This window comes from Brevundimonas sp. ABV4_179, assembly GCF_056311945.1.
The window spans coordinates 1907621-1922836 of record NZ_CM149976.1; the positions used below are offsets into that span (position 1 = coordinate 1907621).

Annotated in this window: 14 protein-coding genes and 1 pseudogene; 9 read left to right on the forward strand and 6 right to left on the reverse strand. The window is 67.1% G+C overall.

Annotated features, from left to right (window positions below):
- Position 1 precedes the first annotated feature (1 nt).
- Positions 2-460, reverse strand: a pseudogene (locus ACYX4P_RS09065) (c-type cytochrome); the annotation flags it as partial.
- Between the two features lie 232 nt (positions 461-692).
- Here ACYX4P_RS09065 and ACYX4P_RS09070 point away from each other — a divergent pair.
- From ACYX4P_RS09070 to ACYX4P_RS09085, 4 genes are read left to right on the forward strand one after another with little or no spacing between them, the layout of a single operon-like run.
- On the forward strand, positions 693-1091 hold the full coding sequence (locus tag ACYX4P_RS09070; RefSeq protein WP_292048484.1) for a c-type cytochrome: 399 nt from the start codon (positions 693-695) through the stop codon (positions 1089-1091).
- Positions 1081-2058: a cytochrome c oxidase subunit II gene (gene coxB / locus ACYX4P_RS09075; protein ID WP_248121056.1), complete on the forward strand. Its 978-nt coding sequence runs from the start codon at positions 1081-1083 to the stop codon at positions 2056-2058. Before ACYX4P_RS09070 ends, coxB begins: the two co-directional genes overlap by 11 nt.
- On the forward strand, positions 2055-4601 hold the full coding sequence (gene ctaD / locus ACYX4P_RS09080) for a cytochrome c oxidase subunit I (RefSeq protein WP_248121054.1): 2547 nt from the start codon (positions 2055-2057) through the stop codon (positions 4599-4601). Before coxB ends, ctaD begins: the two co-directional genes overlap by 4 nt.
- Positions 4598-4903 carry a hypothetical protein gene (locus ACYX4P_RS09085; protein WP_292048491.1) on the forward strand — a complete coding sequence of 102 codons (306 nt, stop codon included), beginning with the start codon at positions 4598-4600 and terminating at the stop codon, positions 4901-4903. Before ctaD ends, ACYX4P_RS09085 begins: the two co-directional genes overlap by 4 nt.
- 13 nt (positions 4904-4916) lie before the next feature.
- Here the strand turns inward: ACYX4P_RS09085 and ACYX4P_RS09090 are convergent, their stop codons facing one another.
- From ACYX4P_RS09090 to ACYX4P_RS09100, 3 genes are read right to left on the reverse strand one after another with little or no spacing between them, the layout of a single operon-like run.
- Positions 4917-5966 (reverse strand): copper resistance protein B, encoded by a 1050-nt coding sequence (locus ACYX4P_RS09090; RefSeq protein WP_248121051.1) that lies wholly within the window; start codon positions 5964-5966, stop codon positions 4917-4919.
- Positions 5963-7693 carry a copper resistance system multicopper oxidase gene (locus ACYX4P_RS09095; protein WP_248121048.1) on the reverse strand — a complete coding sequence of 577 codons (1731 nt, stop codon included), beginning with the start codon at positions 7691-7693 and terminating at the stop codon, positions 5963-5965. Before ACYX4P_RS09095 ends, ACYX4P_RS09090 begins: the two co-directional genes overlap by 4 nt.
- 25 nt (positions 7694-7718) lie before the next feature.
- Positions 7719-8465 carry a glutaredoxin gene (locus ACYX4P_RS09100; RefSeq protein ID WP_248121047.1) on the reverse strand — a complete coding sequence of 249 codons (747 nt, stop codon included), beginning with the start codon at positions 8463-8465 and terminating at the stop codon, positions 7719-7721.
- 70 nt (positions 8466-8535) lie between these two features.
- Between ACYX4P_RS09100 and ACYX4P_RS09105 the strand changes: the two genes are divergently transcribed.
- On the forward strand, positions 8536-8931 hold the full coding sequence (locus ACYX4P_RS09105) for a MerR family DNA-binding protein (RefSeq protein ID WP_248121045.1): 396 nt from the start codon (positions 8536-8538) through the stop codon (positions 8929-8931).
- Here ACYX4P_RS09105 and ACYX4P_RS09110 read toward each other — a convergent pair.
- On the reverse strand, positions 8921-9247 hold the full coding sequence (locus ACYX4P_RS09110; RefSeq protein ID WP_248121043.1) for an energy transducer TonB family protein: 327 nt from the start codon (positions 9245-9247) through the stop codon (positions 8921-8923). The genes ACYX4P_RS09105 and ACYX4P_RS09110 overlap by 11 nt on opposite strands.
- Positions 9248-9346: 99 nt before the next feature.
- Positions 9347-10237 (reverse strand): LysR family transcriptional regulator, encoded by an 891-nt coding sequence (locus ACYX4P_RS09115; RefSeq protein WP_248121042.1) that lies wholly within the window; start codon positions 10235-10237, stop codon positions 9347-9349.
- Between the two features lie 117 nt (positions 10238-10354).
- Here ACYX4P_RS09115 and ACYX4P_RS09120 point away from each other — a divergent pair, with 117 nt between their 5' ends.
- The 4 genes from ACYX4P_RS09120 (at position 10355) to mmsB (ending at position 15115) form a co-directional block, all read left to right on the forward strand.
- Positions 10355-11857: a CoA-acylating methylmalonate-semialdehyde dehydrogenase gene (locus ACYX4P_RS09120; protein ID WP_248121039.1), complete on the forward strand. Its 1503-nt coding sequence runs from the start codon at positions 10355-10357 to the stop codon at positions 11855-11857.
- Positions 11858-12000: 143 nt separating this feature from the next.
- Positions 12001-13137: an isobutyryl-CoA dehydrogenase gene (locus ACYX4P_RS09125; protein WP_248121037.1), complete on the forward strand. Its 1137-nt coding sequence runs from the start codon at positions 12001-12003 to the stop codon at positions 13135-13137.
- A complete protein-coding gene (locus ACYX4P_RS09130) occupies positions 13134-14183 on the forward strand; it encodes an enoyl-CoA hydratase/isomerase family protein (RefSeq protein ID WP_248121035.1) in 1050 nt (349 codons plus the stop codon). Before ACYX4P_RS09125 ends, ACYX4P_RS09130 begins: the two co-directional genes overlap by 4 nt.
- A 29-nt stretch (positions 14184-14212) precedes the next feature.
- Entirely contained in the window at positions 14213-15115 is a 903-nt protein-coding gene (mmsB, locus tag ACYX4P_RS09135; RefSeq protein WP_248121033.1) for a 3-hydroxyisobutyrate dehydrogenase, read from the forward strand.
- Positions 15116-15216: the final 101 nt, after the last annotated feature.

Genomic DNA, 15216 nt, shown 5'->3' on the forward strand with positions numbered 1-15216 from the left:
CGGCCATGACGCCGCGCGGGTCGTTACGGCGCTTGCCCGACTTCCAGCGGTTGATCTGCTCCAGAGTATAGGCGGCGGGCTGGCCGGCGATCTGGGGGTTGCCGCCGCGACCCGTCCCCTCGCCATCGACGCCGTGGCAAGAGGCGCAGGCCACTATGCCGCGGGATGGGTCGCCCGAAAGATAGACGGCCGGAGCGGGGGCGGGGTCAGTCTGGACCGAGGAAGCAGGCAGACCGGCGTACCAGGCGGCGACGGCGCGGCGATCTGCCTGGTTCAGCGCCTTCGCGATACGGGTCATCTGGTCGTCGGGACGGAGGCCAGAGGCGTAGTCCTCCATCTGCTTCTGCAGATAGCCGACATCCAGTCCGGCAAGGCGCGGAGCGGAAACCCCATCGCCCTGACCCTGCAGGCCGTGACAGGCGAAACAGGCGTTGGCAGCCCCGCCGGCGCCGCCGCTCATGGCGATGATCCGGCCATCGGCGCTGAAGGCCGCATCCGTCTGTCCGCGCGAGGAATCGCAGGCCGCGAGGGCCGCCAGGGCGAAAGACAGACCGATGAGGGGGAGGGGCGCGCGCACGCCCCTTCGAACCCGCCTCTATGGCGAAGGTTCCGGCGTGCGGCCGGGGCGGCGTGTCGCACCGGGGAACCCCGATCCCGGCAGCGGATTGTTTGGTCTGGCTTTTGGGGGCGGGATGACAGGGTCGACGCAGACGCGCCGAAGCAAGAGGGGGTGGCTGATCGCCGGCCTGCCCCTGATGCTGGCCGCTTGCGTGGACAAGGCCGATCTGCCCCGTCAGGTGGCGCAGGGCGATGCGGCCAGGGGGTTGGGCGTCGTGCAAGAGATCGGTTGCGCCGCGTGTCACAAGATCCCCGGCGTCGCCTGGCCCCAGGGTCGCAGCGGCTCCAACCTGGCCGGATTCGGCGCCCGGCCGATGATCGCAGGCCGACTGCCCAATCAGCCGGACGTGCTGATCCAATGGCTGATCGACGCCCCCTCGCTGGACCCCCAAACCGCCATGCCGCCCATGCCCCTGTCACCCGACCAAGCCCGCGATGTCGCGGCCTATCTGTACTCGCTCGATGACGACTGAACCGACGCCCGGAACCACCGGCTGGCCCCCACCCGTGTTGGACCCGGCAGGGCCGTTCGCGGCGCCGATCCACACCGTGGCCTGGGTGCTGTTCATCATGTCGGTGGTTGTCATGGCGATCGTGCTGGCGGCGCTGGGCGTGGCGCTGTTCGGATCGCGCAAATGGAAGCAGCGCGTGGGCGGCGAGCGGCTGATCTGGGCGGCGGGCCTGGTCTTTCCGGTCGTCGTCCTGACGGGGCTGCTCATCTATGGGCTGAACACCACCGCGCGGATCGCCGATGCGCCCCGGCCTGGCGAAATGCGCATACGCGTGACCGGCGAGATGTGGTGGTGGCGCGTGGCCTATCTGGACGAACAGGGTGGCGAAATCCTGCAGGACGCCAACGAGGTGCATATTCCCGTGGGCCAACCGGTCGTGTTTGAACTGGAAAGCGCCGACGTGATCCACAGCTTCTGGGTCCCCCGCCTGGGCGGCAAGACCGACATGATTCCTGGTCGTCGCAACTTCATGCGGCTGCAGGCTGACCAACCGGGGACTTATGGCGGCCAGTGCGCGGAATACTGCGGCGGGCCGCATGCGCTGATGGGGCTGGTGGTGGTGGCCCATGCGCCGGACGGCTTCGACGCCTGGAGGGCGCGCCAGGCCAGGGTGGCCCAGCCGGTGGTTTCGGCGCAGGAGACGCCGGCCCTGATCGACCAGGGACGTCAGGTGTTCGCGGCCTCCGGCTGCGCCGCCTGCCACACCATTCGCGGGACGGAGGCCAATGGGCTGGCAGGACCTGATCTGACGCATGTCGGATCGCGTCAGACCCTGGGCGCCGGCATCCTGCCCAACAATCAGGGCACGATGGCGGGCTGGATTTCCGACAGCCAGGCGATCAAGCCCGGCAACAGGATGCCTTCCTATCCGGTCCTGGCTGGGGAAGACCTGCGGGCCGTCGCCGCCTATCTGGAAAGTCTGAAATGAGTTCGGAAACTAGGTTCGACACCGAGCTCTACACGCGCTTTCCGACTTCCGAGCCCCGGCCCGAGGGCGAACTGGAACAGTTGGAGGAGGTCTGGTGCGGCCCGCGCAAGCCGTGGGAGTGGATCACCGCGATCAACAACAACTTCGTCGGCGTCTATTACGTCGGCGCGGCCATGTTGTTCTTCGTGCTGGCCGGGGTTCTGGCGCTGTTGATGCGCACGCAACTGGCCCTGCCGATGACGGGGTTCCTGGCGCAGGAGACCTACAACCAGATCTTCACCATGCATGGCACGGTGATGATGTTCCTGTTCGCCGTGCCGGCGGTCGAGGCGTTGGGCGTGCTGTTGCTGCCGCAGATGCTGGGGGCGCGCGACCTGCCGTTTCCGCGCCTGTCGGCCTATGCCTTCTGGGCCTATCTGATCGGGGGGCTGTGCTTCTTCTGTTCGCTGTTCTTCGGCCTGGCGCCCAACGGCGGCTGGTTCATGTATCCGCCGCTGACCTCGATGACCTATTCGCCGGGGATCAACGCCGACTTCTGGCTGCTGGGCATCGGCTTCATCGAGATTTCGGCCATCGCCGGGGCTATCGAGATCATCGTCGGGGTGCTGAAGACCCGCGCGCCGGGGATGACGCTGGACAAGCTGCCGATCTTCGCCTGGGCCATGCTGATCTTCGCCTGCATGATCATCATCGCCTTCCCGTCGATCATCCTGTCGACCCTGTTGCTGGAGTTGGAGCGCGCGCTGGGCTGGCCCTTCTTCGATGCGTCCAAGGGCGGCGACCCCATGCTGTGGCAGCACCTGTTCTGGTTCTTCGGACACCCGGAGGTCTACATCATCTTCCTGCCGGCGGCGGGGGCGATGTCGACCCTGATCCCGGCGGTGGCCCAGACCAAGCTGGTCGGATACCGGCTGGTGGTGCTGGCCATGCTGGCGACGGGCTTCATCAGTTTCGGCGTCTGGGCCCACCACATGTTCACCACGGGCATGCCGCAGATCTCGATCAACTATTTCAGCGCCGCCTCGATGGCTGTCAGCGTGCCAGCGGGGGTGCAGGTCTTCGCCTGGATCGCCACCCTGGCGGCCGGCAAGATGCGGTTCAACGCGCCGGGGCTGTTCGCGGTCGGGGGGCTGGTCACCTTCGTCATGGGGGGGCTGACGGGGGTTATGGTGGCCATGGTGCCGTTCGACTGGCAGGCCCACGACAGCTACTTCATCGTCGCCCACCTGCATTACGTCCTGATCGGAGGGATGGTGTTCCCGCTGTTCGCGGCCATCTACTATTGGCTGCCGATGTCGAGCGCGCGGCCCCTGTCTGAACGCTGGGGCAAGTGGATATTCTGGCTGATGTTCGTCGGCCACAACGTCACCTTCCTGCCGATGCATCTGACCGGGCTGATGGGGATGCCGCGCCGGGTCTATACCTATCTGCCGGATCGAGGCTGGGACCTGCCCAACATGATCTCGACGGTGGGATCGTTCCTGTTCGGCCTGGCCGTGCTGTTGTGGGTCGTGGACATGATCCGCAACTTCCGCCCGTTCCGCGCCAGGGAGGCGGGCAACGTCTTCGGCGGGGCGGGGCTGGAGTGGCTGCCGTCGGGCCGATACTCGCTGCGCTCGTCGCCGGTCATCCGAAGCCTCTATCCCCTGTGGGACCAGAAGGATCTGGCGCGGGACGTTGTGGCGGGCCGGTACTTCCTGCCAGGCGCGCCGCGGGGAGACCGCGAGACCTTGATCACCAGTCCGGTCAACGCCGAGCCGCAATATGTGCTGCGCATCCCCCGGCCTTCCAGCTGGCATGTGTGGGGCGCGATCTTCACAGCCGGCTTCTTCCTGATCCTGACCGTCCAGGCCTATCTGCTGTCGGTCATCAGCGGTCTTTTGGCGATCTATTGCATCTGGGAGTGGGCCTGGCGGCTGGATCGGCCGAACTCGCATGAGACCGTGGACGTCGGCGGCGGAGTCCGGCTGCCGACCTATGTGTCGGGGCCCTCCAGCCACGGCTGGTGGGCCATGGTCATCACCCTGATCGTCGGCGGCATGGTCGCCGTCATGGCCTGTTTCTCCTATGTCTTCCTGTGGAGCCGCCGACCCGACCTGTGGCAGGCCCCGCCGGACCTGGGTTCCCTGCCGTTGACGCTGGGCCTGCTGGTCCTGGTCGGCGTCGGGGGCTGGGCGGCGCAGGCCGCGCTGAAGCTGGATCGACCGCGCAGTCCGGTGGTCGCGGCGGCTGTAATGCTTTTGGCGAGCCTGGCGGCGGGCGGGGCCTGGGCGGCGGAGGCCTCGGCCTGGTGGGGCTCGGGGCTGCGGCCCGACGTCTCCAGCCAGGGCGCGACCGTCTTCGCCCTGCTGGCTTGGCAAGGGTTGTTCGCGGGAATCTGTCTTCTGATGGGGCCGTTCGCGGCGCTGCGCTGGATGTTCGGTCATCTGTCGCCCAAGCGGCCAGCCACGTTCGAACTGATCGCCCTGTTCCTGGCCTTCACGGCGCTTCAAGGGGCGGGCACGACCCTGCTGGTGCGCCTGTTCCCCGGCGTGATGTCGTGAGGTTCTGGGTCGTGGCCCTAGGCGGCCTGATGATCTGGGCCGTGCATTTCCTGGGGCTCTACCTGCTGGCCAGTTTCGCGGACGTGGCTTGGCGCGACGCGGCGGGCGGCAAGGTCATCGGCCTGGTCTTCAGCCTGGCGTGTCTGGGCGCCATCGCCGCCGGGGGCTGGCGCGCGGCGTCCCAGCTTCGCCGGGCCGAGCCGGACGACACCCGGGCCTTCGGCCTGAGGATGGCGGTGGCGGGGGGCGTCATTGCGGGTGTCGGCGTGGTGTTCCAGACCGCGCCCTTGATGTTGGCCTGAGCCGACCGTTCCTTCAGAACCAGGCCTTCAGGCCCACGACGACCTGGGTCTTGTCCGCTTCCCCGCCGCGCGCCGCGATCAGGTCGGTGGTCGATCCCAGGGCGCGGGTCCATTCTATCCCGAAATAGGGGGCGAACTCGCGCGTGAACTCATAGCGAAGACGCAGCCCTGCCTGGATGGACGACAGGCCCGCACCGAGATCCAGTTCCGGCGCGTCGCGAGCGGACAGGGCGGCCTCGACACGCGGCTGCAGGATCAGCCGCTGGGTGATGCGCTGGTCGTATTCGGCCTCGACCTTGGCGCTCAGGTCGCCCTTGGTGGACAAAAAGGCGGCGGCGTCGATCTCCCACCAATGGGGCGCCAGTCCCTGGAAGCCCAGCACAACGTGGGTCGCATCCGGTCCATCCGGGCGAATATCCTGACGCACGCCCGCCTGCAGGTTCCAGAACGGCGATATGGCGCGGCTGTACAGGGCCTGGATTTCCGCCTCGTGCAGACGGCCCTGCAGGTCGCCTTCGCCCTCGGTCTTCCACCATAAGCGATGAATGTCGCCGCCGGTCCAGCCCTGGGCGTCCCACAGATAGGCGTCGGCGCCGTCGCCCAAGCCGGCCTCAAGCCGGTCGATGACGACGCCGGTCGTGCGCACGTCGCCGTTCTCTGCGATCAGCAGGCTGCGCGAGGCGGCCATGGCCTGGGCGCCGAAGACGGTGTCGGCGGCATGGGCGGGGCCGGACAGGGCGGCGGAGGGGGGCGGAGCGTTGGGCGCGGCCATGCTCATGCCGCCCCTGTCGTGACCCGCGTGGGGATCGGCCGTCGCGCCCATCGTGCTCATGTCATGACCGGCGTGCGGGTCCGCCGGCTGAGCATCCATCCTGCCCATGTCGTGTCCCGCATGAGGATCGACGGAAGGGGGCATCGCATGGCCCGCGTGCGGATCAACGGTCGGTGTGGCGGCCCGCGCCGGCTGCGCCTGGTGATGGCCGGCATGGGGATCGACGGACTGGGCCTGTGCGAGGCCGGCCGCCAGCAGCAGGGGCGTCAGGGTCAGGAAAAGGCGGCTCATGCGGCGCCTCCATGCAGCGGGCGCACGGTCACGACGTTGAACATGCCCGCGTGCATGTGCATCAGCAGGTGACAGTGGAAGGCCCAGTCGCCCGGCGCATCGGCGGTCAGGTCGAAGGTGACCTTCGATCCCGGCGCGACATTGACCGTGTGCTTCAACGGCTGATGACCGGCCGGCCCGCCCGTGACCAGTTCGAAGAAATGGCCGTGCAGATGGATGGGGTGGGACATCATGGTGTCGTTGACCAGGGTCACGCGCACCCGCTCGTTGCGCTCGAACCGGATCGGCTGGACCAGTTCCGAGAACTTGCGCCCGTCGAAACCCCACATGAACCGCTCCATATTGCCGGTCAGGTGGATTTCCAGGCTGCGCGACGGCGGGCGGCGGTCCGTGTTGGGGTTCAGCGAAACCAGATCGGTATAGACCAGCACGCGGTGCGGCGCGTCCTTCAGCCCCAGCGGTCGCTCGCCCAGCCGGTCGGCAGGAGCGGGCGAGATCATGTCCACGCCGACGCCCACCGCCATGCCCGGCGGCGCCTTGGACGGATCGCGCATGGACATGCCGCCATGATCCATCCCGTCGTGGTCCATGCCGTTCGTGTCCCCCATGTCTCCCATGCTCCCCATGCCCATGTCCCGCATGGTCAGGTTCGGAACGGGTCTCAGCGACGGGACCTCCGCCGCCATGCCCAGGCGGGGCGCCAGGGTGGCGCGGCCCATGCCGGATCGGTCGATGGCCTCGGACACAATGGTATAGGCGCGGTCCTCGGTGGGGCGAACAATGACGTCATAGGTTTCGGCGACCGAAATCTGGAACTCGTCGGTCTCGACCGGGCGCACGTTCTGGCCGTCGGCGTTGACCAAGGTCATGGCCAGGCCGGGAATCCGCACGTTGAAGATCGACATGGCCGAGGCGTTGATGATGCGCAGGCGCACCCGCTCGCCGGGCCGGAACAGGCCGGTCCAGTTTTCCTGCGGACCATGGCCGTTGATCAGATAGGTGTAGGTCGCGCCATTGACGTCCAGGATGTCGCGCGGGTCCATCCGCATCGCCCCCCACATCCGCCGCTCCTCAGGGCTCATCCGGTCCGACCCGTCGATCAGGCCGGCCAGGGTGGTGCGCTGGCGGTTGAAATAGCCGGGGCTCTTCTTCAGCTTGTCCAGGATCTGGTGCGGATGCAGGAAGCTCCAGTCTGACAGGACCAGCACGTGTTCGCGGTCATAGGCGACCGGATCGGCGCCCGCCGGGTCGATGACGAGGGGGCCGTAGTGGCCCATCGCCTCCTGCAGATTGGAATGGCTGTGGTACCAGTAGGTGCCCGACTGGATGACCGGGAACTCATAGACGAAGGTCTCGCCGGCCTTGATGCCGGGAAAGCTGATGCCCGGCACCCCGTCCATCTGGAAGGGCAGCAACAGGCCGTGCCAGTGGATCGAGGTGTCTTCGTCCAGGGTGTTGGTGACGGTCAGCCGCGCGTTCTGGCCTTCGCGCAGGCGGATGAGCGGGGCTGGGAGGGTTCCGTTGACGGTCACCGCATGGCCCGTGCGTCCGCCCACGGTGAACGGCGAATGGCCCACTGTCAGGTCGATGTTCGGGCCGGTCAGGCTCGGCAAGCCGGGTGATCCCGTATGGGCCCAGGCGGGCAGGGCGGCCTGCAACGCCATCAGGCCGCCGCCGGCCGCGAACCCTCGCAACAGGCTGCGGCGGTCGAGGGGGAATTGGGTCATGCGTTCATACGTCCTTGGCCGCGCGTCATACGGCCATGACCAGCAGGGCGGCCGCCATGGCGATCATCATCAGGTTCTCGGTCAGGCTGACGAAGCCCAGCGGCACGTTGGACGCCCCTCCGACGCAGGCGCATTTCAGCTCCCGCTTGTCGACATAGACGGCCTTGAACACCGAGACGGCGCCCACGCCGCCGATGAACAGGGCGACCGGCGCCGACAGCCAGGTCAGCGCGCCCGCCAGCATCAGGACGCCCGCGCCCAGTTCCGCGAAGGGATAGACATAGCCGTAGCCCGGCCATTTCTGCGCGAGAAGGTCATAGTTCAGGAACATGGTCGAGAATTTCTCGACATCCTGCAGCTTCAGCATGGCCAGCAGGCACATGGCCGTCGCGATGAAGTTGGGCAGGATCGACAGGCTGACCAGGGTTCCGAACCGCAGCCAGGCGATGGCGGCGGCGATCAGCAGGGCGACGGCGAATACGGCGAGGACGGGCGTATAGCTGGTCTGCCCCGGCGCCGGGACGCTCTGTCCGAAAAACCGGCGCAGGTCGTCATGGCCGCCGATGCGCTGGCCGGCGATGAAGGTCTGGGGCGTGGTCTTGACGTCGTGCTGGGCCTTGAAGGCGTCGGTCTCGGCGCGGCTCGTCAGATGGCGATCATCGACCTGGTAGCCCTTGCGTTTCAGCAGCCACAGCGATTTCCGGCCATACGGGCAAACGTGTTCCGGCATGACCATTCGATACAGGATGGCGGTCTTTTCGGGGTGCGGCATCGAAGATCCAGACGGGCTGACAACGGGCTGCACCCCCTGTAGGGTCTGTACCATGGTACGGAGTCAAGCGATGGCGATGACGATCGGCGGGCTGGCCAAGGCGGGGGCGGTCGGGGTGGAGACGATCCGCTATTATCAGCGGCGCGGCCTGCTGGAGACGCCGGTGGGAGACGGCACGACGCGGCGCTATGGGCCAGCCGATGCGGACCGGCTGCGCTTCATCCGTCAGGCCCAGACGGCAGGGTTCACCCTGGCGCAGATCGGCGAACTGCTGACGTTGGATTCAGGCGCGGATCGAACCAGGGTCCGGGCCATGGCGAAGTCGCGCATCGCGGAACTGGATCGTCAGATCGCCGATATGCAGGCGGCGCGGGCTGCGCTTCAGCGCCTGGCGTCCGACTGCGCGCGCAACGAGGAGGGGCCGTGCCCCATCCTGAAGGCGTTCGAACGACCGATTACGGCGTAAAGTCGATCGTGCGTTCGAATTGGGCATCCACCGCGCGGCCCTGTTCGGTGATAGGCGTGACCTGCGCATCGTTCATCAGGGCCAGGGCCGCTTCGCCAAAGCCGTAGCCAGGCTTGGTTTCCTCCAGAACCACGCAGTCTGTGACATGACCGGACGCCAGGGCGGTGCAGCGTAGACGCACGCTGAAACGGTCCTGGGGCGCAACCGACGCCTTCTGTACTTGCGCCGGCCTGAAGCCGGCGCGCTCGCGCGGCAGGGCGTCGGCGGGTGCGCCCAGCAGGGTGGTCATCAGGGTCAGGCCGAGGATCAGGGTCATGGCGTGTCTCGCTTACGCCCTATTAAGATTTGACCGCGGCCGATGTTCCATCGCCTGACGAACTGTGTTCGGGTCGTGTCATCCGAAACACAGGCGGCGTCAGACCGAGGGAGTCGCGAAGGGCCGCAAACGGTCGCGGTGGTCGGCGCACAGCGTCTTCAGCCATGTTCGGACTGTGCGCAGGCGCGCGGTGTCGTGCACCTCGCGGTGGGTGGCCAGCCAGAATCGTCGCTCGATCAGCACGTCGGGCGCCACGCGCTGAAGTCCCGTCGCCATGAAACACGGCAGGACGCCGATCCCGCCGCCGGCCGCGATGATCTCTCTCTGCGCACGGATCGAGGACGACCCCAGGTGCGGCGTCAGGCCGGGTCGGATCTCGTCCAGATAGCGAAGCTCGGGCGCATAGATCAGATCGTCGATATAGCCCACGATGTCGAAGCCGCTCAGGGCCTCGACAGTATCGGGCGCGCCATGGTGGGCCACATAGTCGGGCGCGGCGTACAGGGCCAGTTGATAGGGCGTCAGCGGCTCCACGATCAGCCGCGCCGCATCGGGCGCCGCCAGGGTGATGGCCATGTCCACCTCGCGGCGGCTGGGCGACAGGAAGCCGGCGTTGGCGGCCAGTTCGATCCGAAGGCCGGGACTGGCGCGACCCAATCCGGCCAGCGCGGGGGCCATCAGGGTGACGCCGAAGCCTTCGGAGGCGCTGATGCGCACCACGCCAGCTAGGGTGTCCGGCTGGGTGACGCGCGCCACCGCCTCCATCGCCCCCTCGGCCTCCAGTCCAATGTCCAGAAGCTGGGCGCCGGCCGCCGTCAGATGAAGTCCGGTGGTGGAGCGCACCACCAGCGTCGATTTCAGCGCGCTCTCCAGCCGGGCGACCCGGCGGCCCACGGTCGCGGCGTCCACCCCCAGCCGTTGCGCAGCGCCCCCCAGCGACCCCGCCCGTGCGGCTGCGACGAAGATGCGCAGATCGTCCCAGTCGAACATGACCCTCGCTCATGCAAAAATGCAGATCGATTCCTGCAATTTCGCATTATCGAGCCTTGTGCGGCGATGCTAGCAAGAGAGGGCCACAAGAATAACGATCACGGGAGATCTGCAGCCATGCGCGACATCCGCCATTTCGTCGACGGCGCCGCCTTTGACGGCGCGTCCGGCCGTTTCGCCGACGTGTTCAATCCCAACACCGGCGAGGTTCAGGCCCGCGTGCAACTGGCCACGACGGGCGAGGTTGATCGCGCGGTTCAGGCGGCGCAGAACGCCTTTGACGGCTGGTCCAGCACCAACCCCCAGCGCCGCGCCCGCGTTATGTTCGAGTTCAAGCGCCTGGTTGAGGCGAACATGGACGAACTGGCCGAACTGCTGTCCAGCGAACATGGCAAGGTCATCGCCGACTCCAAAGGCGACATCCAGCGCGGGTTGGAGGTGATCGAGTTCGCCTGCGGCATCCCGCACGCCTTGAAGGGCGAATACACCTATGGCGCCGGGCCCGGCATCGACGTCTATTCGATGCGACAGCCGCTGGGCGTGGTGGCGGGCATCACCCCGTTCAACTTCCCGGCCATGATCCCGATGTGGATGTTCGGCGTGGCCATCGCGGTCGGCAACACCTTCGTCCTGAAGCCGTCCGAGCGCGATCCGTCGGTGCCGGTGCGTCTGGCCGAACTGATGCTGGAAGCCGGTGCGCCTAACGGCGTGCTGAATGTGGTGCATGGCGACAAGACGGCGGTCGACGCCATCCTGACCCACCCGCTGGTCCACGCCGTCAGCTTCGTCGGGTCGTCCGACATCGCCCACTATGTTTATCAGACCGGGGCGGCCAATCATAAGCGGGTCCAGGCCATGGGCGGCGCCAAGAACCACGGCATCGTCTTGCCTAACGCAGACATGGATCAGGTGATCAAGGACCTGTCCGGCGCGGCTTATGGCTCGGCGGGCGAACGCTGCATGGCCCTGCCGGTCGTCGTGCCGGTCGGCAAGAAGACGGCGGACGAACTGCGCGAGCGGATGGTCGCCGAAATCCCGTCGATGCGGGTCGGCGTCTCGACAGACGCGGGCGCCCACTACGGCCCCGTCGTCACCGCCCAGCACCGCGATCGCATCGCCGGCTGGATCGAGAAGGGCGTGCAGGAAGGCGCCGAACTGGTCGTGGACGGCCGCGACTTCAGCCTCCAGGGCCACGAGAAGGGATACTTCATCGGCCCGTCGCTGTTCGACCATGTGAAGCCCGAGATGTCGTCCTATCAGGAAGAAATCTTCGGTCCCGTGCTGCAGATCGTGCGGGCCGAGACGTTCGAGGAGGCGCTGGCTCTGCCGTCGAACCACCAGTACGGCAACGGCGTCGCCATCTTCACCCAAAACGGCCGTGCGGCCCGCGACTTCGCCGCCCGGGTCAACGTCGGCATGGTCGGGATCAATGTGCCGATCCCGGTGCCGGTCGCCTATCACACCTTCGGCGGCTGGAAGCGCTCGGCCTTCGGCGACATCAACCAGCACGGCATGGAGGGCGTCCGCTTCTGGACCAAGACCAAGACCGTCACCGCCCGCTGGCCCGACAGCGCGCTTGAGCATTCGGATTCGTCGTTCGTCATTCCGACGATGCGCTGATAGCAAACGCCGTGACCCTCGGGTTTGACCCGAGGGCCGGATTGTCCGCCGCTTGTGCGATAACGCGGACGCACAGACGCTCCCGCCTCCGATCCTCGGGTCAAGTCCGAGGATGACGGGCGAGGGGCGGGGAGTGACGAGATATGGATTTCGCCCTTACCGACGATCAGCGCGCCATTCAGGACGCGGCGCGCGTTTTCGCAGACGCCGAACTGGCGCCCCATTCGGCCCGCTGGGACGAGGACAAGTATTTCCCCGTCGATGTGATGAAACAGGCGGCCGAGATGGGCTTCTGCGGCATCTACACCGGCGAGGAACACGGCGGCATGGCCCTGGGCCGGGTCGAGGCGGCGCTCATCTTCGAGGAGTTGTCGCGCGGCGACGTGGCCACCGCGGCCTTCATCTCGATCCACAATATGGCGACGTCCATGATCGACCGTTTCGGATCGGACGATCTGCGGGCGCGGTTCGTGCCCTCGCTGGTGACGATGGACAGGATCGCCTCTTACTGCCTGACTGAGCCGGGCTCGGGCTCCGACGCGGCGGCGCTGCGGACGACGGCGTTGCGGGACGGCGATCATTTCGTGCTGAACGGCTCCAAGGCCTTCATCTCCGGCGCGGGCACATCGGATGTCTATGTCGTCATGGTCCGTACGGGCGGGGAGGGGGCTAAAGGCGTCAGCGCCATCGTTGTCGAGGCCGGCACGCCCGGCCTGTCGTTCGGCGCGCAGGAAAAGAAGATGGGTTGGAACGCCCAGCCGACCGCCGTCGTCCAGTTCGACGACTGCCGCGTGCCAGTCGCCAATCTGCTGGGCGAAGAGGGGGCGGGTTTCCGCTACGCCATGGCCGGTCTGGACGGCGGGCGGCTGAACATCGCAGCCTGTTCGCTGGGCGGGGCGCGGCTGGCGCTTGAGACGGCGCTGAGCTATGTCGCCACGCGCAAACAGTTCGGCAAACCGCTGGCCGAATTTCAGGCGCTGCAGTTCCGCCTGGCCGACATGGCGACGGACCTTGAGGCGGCGCGTCTGATGGTGCTGCGCGGCGCCTGGGCCCTCGACAACGACCACCCCGAAAAGACCAAATGGTGCGCCATGGCCAAGCGGCTGGCCACGGACGCCTGTTTCCAGATCGCCGACGAGGCGCTGCAACTGCACGGCGGATATGGCTATCTGAAGGACTATCCGCTGGAACGGATCGTGCGCGACCTGCGGGTCCACCGCATCCTGGAAGGCACGAACGAGATCATGCGCGTGATTATCGCGCGGGAGATGGCCAAGTGAGCGAAGCCGAGATCATCACACGTATCGAGAACGGCGTCGGCCGCATCACCCTGAACCGGCCCAAGGCGATCCACGCCCTGAACCGGCCCATGTGCGAAACGATGATCGCCACTCTGCTGAGTTGGCGCGACGACGCGGCCGTGCGCTCCGTGCTGGTCGATCATACGGGCGAACGTGGGTTCTGCGCGGGCGGCGACATCCGCATGATCGCCGAAAGCGGCGCGGGCGACGGTGTGGATGCGCGCGCCTTCTTCAAGGCGGAGTATCAGCTGAACGCGCTAATGTTCGGCTATCCCAAGCCGATCACCGCCATCGTGGACGGCATCGTCATGGGCGGCGGGGTCGGGATTTCCGAACCGGCGGATGTCCGCATCGCCACCGAACGCACCACCTACGCCATGCCGGAGACGGGCATCGGCCTGTATCCTGAGGTCGGAGGCGGCTGGTTCCTGCCCCGCCTGCCCGGACAGACGGGCGTCTGGATTGGCCTGACCGGCGCACGGCTGAAGGCGGCCGATACAGTGGGCCTGGGAATCCACACCCATTTCGTGCCGTCAGAGGGCATCGAGGCGTTGAAGACCGATCTGCTGGCCGACCCCGCCGATCCAGCATCGGTGGCCGCGCGCCACGCCAAGGACGCCGGACCTGCGCCGCTCGCGTCCCGCCGCGAGGCCATCGACCGGCTGTTCGCCTTCGACACCGTGGAGGAGATTTTCGCGGCGCTTCAAGCCGATGGATCGGACTGGGCGGTCTCGCAACTGGCGACGTTGAAGACCAAATCCCCGACCTCGCTGAAGGTCACGTTGCGTCACATCCGCGAGGGGACGAAGGCAGCGTCCTTCGACGCCAACATGGCCGTAGAATACGCCGTCAGCGGCCGGATCGGCGCGACGCACGACTTCCAGGAAGGCGTGCGGGCCGTGATCGTGGACAAGGACAATGCGCCGAAATGGTCTCCGGCGGACCTGTCGGGCGTTTCCGACGCGACGCTGGACGCGCTGTTCGCGCCGTTGGCCGACAATGAAAAATGGACGCCGCTGGCCTGACCTCGGCGCCGACAAAAGGGAGAGAGACCATGACCAAGATCGTCTTCATCGGCCTGGGCAATATGGGCGGGGGCATGGCGGCCAATCAGGCCAGGGCGGGCCATGCGGTCTCCGCCTTCGACCTGTCGCCCAGCGCGCTGGAGCGGGCCGCGTCCCAGGGCTGCACCCCCGTTGGATCGGTCGCGGAGGCGGTCAAGGACGCCGAGGTGGTCATCACCATGCTGCCCGCCGGTCCACATGTGCGATCCGTCTATTCCGAACAGATCGTCGGCGCGGCGCCGTCCGCCGCCCTGTTGCTGGACTGTTCGACCATCGACGTTGAAGCGGCGAGGACGGTCGCGGGCCTCGCCAAGGAGGCGGGTTACGCCTTCGCCGACGCTCCGGTGTCGGGTGGCACGGCGGCGGCGGATGCGGGCACGCTGGCCTTCATGGTCGGCTGTGAAGAGGGCGATTTCGCGCGCGTCGAGGCGGCGCTGGAGCCGATGAGCCGCATCACCATCCGCGCCGGCGATCACGGCGCGGGTCAGGCCGCCAAGATCTGCAACAACATGCTGCTGGGCATTTCCATGCTGGGCACCTGCGAGGCCATCGCCCTGGCTGAAAAACTCGGCCTGGATCCGGAGCGCTTCTTCGAGATCGCGTCCAAGTCGTCCGGCCAGTGTTGGAGCGTGACCAGCTATTACCCCTGGCCCGGCCCGGTGCCGACCGCCCCGTCCAACCGCGACTATCAGGGCGGATTCGCCACGGCGATGATGCTGAAGGACCTGAAGCTGGCGCAGGACGCGGCCGCCAAGTCCGGCGCCACCACCCCGCTGGGCGCCCAGGCCGAGGCCATGTACGCTCTGTTCGACGGCATCGGTCATGGCGGTCGCGACTTTTCGGCCATGCTGCAGATGCTGAGAGGGCGACTGGCCGAGCTGGACGCCTCCTGAACACCCCTCGATCCAGTTGCAAACCGCAAGTCGAAAGGTCCGCAACGTCGCCGCGTTGCGGGCCTTTTGTGGTTCAGAACGGGCGCGACATAGAGACGCCT

Bases quoted from the DNA above. Each gene is read 5' to 3' on its own strand.
- ACYX4P_RS09070 (WP_292048484.1), top strand. From the start codon at position 693: ATGACAGGGTCGACGCAGACGCGCCGAAGCAAGAGGGGGTGGCTGATC.
- ACYX4P_RS09110 (WP_248121043.1), bottom strand. From the start codon at position 9,247: ATGACCCTGATCCTCGGCCTGACCCTGATGACCACCCTGCTGGGCGCA.
- ctaD (WP_248121054.1), top strand. From the start codon at position 2,055: ATGAGTTCGGAAACTAGGTTCGACACCGAGCTCTACACGCGCTTTCCG.
- ACYX4P_RS09095 (WP_248121048.1), bottom strand. From the start codon at position 7,693: ATGACCCAATTCCCCCTCGACCGCCGCAGCCTGTTGCGAGGGTTCGCG.
- mmsB (WP_248121033.1), top strand. From the start codon at position 14,213: ATGACCAAGATCGTCTTCATCGGCCTGGGCAATATGGGCGGGGGCATG.
- ACYX4P_RS09120 (WP_248121039.1), top strand. From the start codon at position 10,355: ATGCGCGACATCCGCCATTTCGTCGACGGCGCCGCCTTTGACGGCGCG.
- ACYX4P_RS09100 (WP_248121047.1), bottom strand. From the start codon at position 8,465: ATGCCGCACCCCGAAAAGACCGCCATCCTGTATCGAATGGTCATGCCG.
- ACYX4P_RS09115 (WP_248121042.1), bottom strand. From the start codon at position 10,237: ATGTTCGACTGGGACGATCTGCGCATCTTCGTCGCAGCCGCACGGGCG.
- ACYX4P_RS09125 (WP_248121037.1), top strand. From the start codon at position 12,001: ATGGATTTCGCCCTTACCGACGATCAGCGCGCCATTCAGGACGCGGCG.
- coxB (WP_248121056.1), top strand. From the start codon at position 1,081: ATGACGACTGAACCGACGCCCGGAACCACCGGCTGGCCCCCACCCGTG.
- ACYX4P_RS09090 (WP_248121051.1), bottom strand. From the start codon at position 5,966: ATGAGCCGCCTTTTCCTGACCCTGACGCCCCTGCTGCTGGCGGCCGGC.
- ACYX4P_RS09105 (WP_248121045.1), top strand. From the start codon at position 8,536: ATGGCGATGACGATCGGCGGGCTGGCCAAGGCGGGGGCGGTCGGGGTG.